Annotated in this window: 5 protein-coding genes; 4 read left to right on the top strand and 1 reads right to left on the bottom strand. The window is 54.3% G+C overall.

Annotation, left to right across the window (positions count from 1 at the left end; genetic code table 11):
- The 4 genes from RMO15_RS24430 to RMO15_RS24415 form a co-directional block, all read left to right on the top strand.
- The coding region (locus RMO15_RS24430) for a hypothetical protein (protein WP_309718733.1) at nucleotides 1-294 on the top strand (294 nt) is incomplete at its 5' end.
- The gene (locus RMO15_RS24425; protein WP_309718730.1) at nucleotides 189-653 is read left to right on the top strand and encodes a transposase family protein; all 465 of its coding nucleotides are present in this window, start codon (nucleotides 189-191) and stop codon (nucleotides 651-653) included. The genes RMO15_RS24430 and RMO15_RS24425, both read left to right, overlap by 106 nt.
- A gap of 277 nt (nucleotides 654-930) precedes the next feature.
- Entirely contained in the window at nucleotides 931-1191 is a 261-nt protein-coding gene (locus tag RMO15_RS24420; RefSeq protein ID WP_309718727.1) for a hypothetical protein, read from the top strand.
- A gap of 3 nt (nucleotides 1192-1194) precedes the next feature.
- On the top strand, nucleotides 1195-1776 hold the full coding sequence (locus RMO15_RS24415; RefSeq protein WP_309718724.1) for a hypothetical protein: 582 nt from the start codon (nucleotides 1195-1197) through the stop codon (nucleotides 1774-1776).
- On the opposite strand, the gene RMO15_RS24410 is transcribed toward RMO15_RS24415, so the two are convergent.
- Nucleotides 1773-2018 (bottom strand): hypothetical protein, encoded by a 246-nt coding sequence (locus RMO15_RS24410; protein ID WP_309718722.1) that lies wholly within the window; start codon nucleotides 2016-2018, stop codon nucleotides 1773-1775. The genes RMO15_RS24415 and RMO15_RS24410 overlap by 4 nt on opposite strands.
- Nucleotides 2019-2132: the final 114 nt, after the last annotated feature.

The following is a 2132-nucleotide window of genomic DNA, read 5'->3' as shown; positions in this document are numbered from 1 at the left end:
GTTAAACAGAACCTCATCCAGGAGGTCATGGGAGCACTTTTCGATATGTCACAGCCCAAAGTCAACGATTGGCTTCAGACGTTAGTCCTTGTTCTGAGGGAAACTCTGCGCAACAGTGGCGACGCTCCCAGCCGCACGGTGCAAGAGTTAAAAGCCAGTGTCGAAGCCAAGAACAGCCCCCTTTTTGTCTGGACGTTACGGAACGTCCCGTTCCCAGACCTGTCAACGACGAGCGTCAACGCGCTCTTTACAGTGGAAAGAAGAAGCGTCACACTCTCAAAAACGCAATCCTGATCGATGCAACCTGCCGGGTTGTGCATCTGAGCGAGACGGTCAAAGGAACAATGCCCGACAACAAGATCGCCGAGTCGGTGGGCTATGACCTGCCCGAAGACAGCCTTGTTTTGCAGGACTTGGGTTTTCTTGGATTTGAGATTGTGGATTGTGAAACCCTGATGCCTTTCAAGAAACCTCGCTCTCGTGAGTTGACACCCTTCGAGAAAGCCTTCAACAAGATAGTAAGAGGTCGCCAAAGATTAAATTATCCATTTTTGCCAGCCATTTTAGATGATGGCAGGCACTGTGAACAGACAAGTTATTTTCTGAAAAGCCCTAAGTCGTTCTCGAGTCTATGTCGAGCATGCCATCTCTAGCGTGAAGCGTTGCCGTGCGGTGCGCGAGTCTCTTCGTCTACTTCGGGAGGGTATGGCCGACAAGGTGATGGAGATCGCTTGTGGCTTGCATAACTTTCGTTTACGCCTCTACCCTTGGCAACCCGTCCCGATGCCCGGAGAGCCTTGGTGAAACAGGATAACGTCTAATGGTAAGCGTGACAATGCCCAGAATCATTCCTGTGGAGAGTTTTGAGCGCGTTTCCATTTTAGTAGTGTACCGGAAAACTCGGATAGGAAGAGACGGTAAAATATCATTATGAAACCCCTGATGGAAGATACACCACCGGAGATCGAGGAGCGCTGGCTAGCGGGCTTGCGCAAGCGCACGCCCGCGGAGCGGTTTCGGCGTGTGGGGGAGCTCAACACGATGCTGAACCAGCTTGCTCTTGCGGAGACGCGCCGCCGCCATCCCGATGCAAGCGAGCGTGAGCTTCAGCTACGTGTGGCTTCGCGCCGCATTCCCGCGGAGCTGATGCGGAAGGCTTTCGGTTGGAACCCCGATAAAGAAGGCTACTAGCACATGCTCCTGGAGCCGCTTCAAGTTGTCCAGCGTCTGATCGAGACATTCGACCGATTGGGAATTGCCTATCTTGTTGGTGGCTCGGTGGCGAGTTCCGTGGTTGGCGTTGAGCGGGCGACGCAAGATGTAGACTTTGTGGTTGCCCTGATGGAAACGCAGGTAGAAGCACTCACACAGGCACTCGCCGACGAGTTCTATGCCGATGCGGATCTCCTACGCGAGGCAATTCTGCATGATTCTTCTGCCAATGTGATCCATTTGCCGACGATGATCAAAGCGGATCTTTTTATCTCTCCTGACACTGCGTTTGCGCACTCACAGATGGAGCGTCGGCTCCGTCTGCCACTCCTCGGTGAAGGAGCCCCACTTGTCTGTGTCACTAGCCCGGAGGATATGATCTTGCAAAAGCTGCGCTGGTACCGTTTAACAGGCGAACGCTCTGAAAAACAATGGGGAGATGTGCAAGGAATCTTTCGGATTCAACAAGCGGCTCTCGATCAGAGCTACCTGACTGACTGGGCAAAAGAGCTAGAACTCACCGACTTACTCGTGCGTGCTCGCGAGGAAGCAGGAGTTCATTAGTTTGACCCGACAAAAATCAGAGCGCGGCTGTCAGTGTTGCAGAAGAGATGGCTGCCCTCGGTGCGGTTGCGCTTGCCCGGCTCGCGGCCTTGGAGGTCGCCGGTCACCAAGAAGCAGGGCGCGGTTTTCTTCTCCCAGGAGTAGCGCACCAGAGAAACCTCCAGCAAGCGCCGCTCCGGCTTGTCCGCCCCCGATGATAGGTAGCGGATCGTGTGCACTACCTCAGGCTCGGAGAGAGTCATTCGGTGAGGCTTTCTTGGAGTATCAGATTATCCACCTCTGCCTGAGCCCGTCTGAGATCAACCCCGGTTTCTAGCTTGTAGAGCTGCATTGCCTCCAGACGCTTGCCCTGGCGG

Origin of the sequence: Armatimonas sp. (genome assembly GCF_031410135.1) — a bacterium.
Taxonomy (GTDB): Bacteria; Armatimonadota; Armatimonadia; order Armatimonadales; family Armatimonadaceae; genus Armatimonas.
The sequence above is the reverse complement of the archived record's forward strand: the minus strand, read 5'-3'. Positions and strand labels throughout refer to the sequence as shown.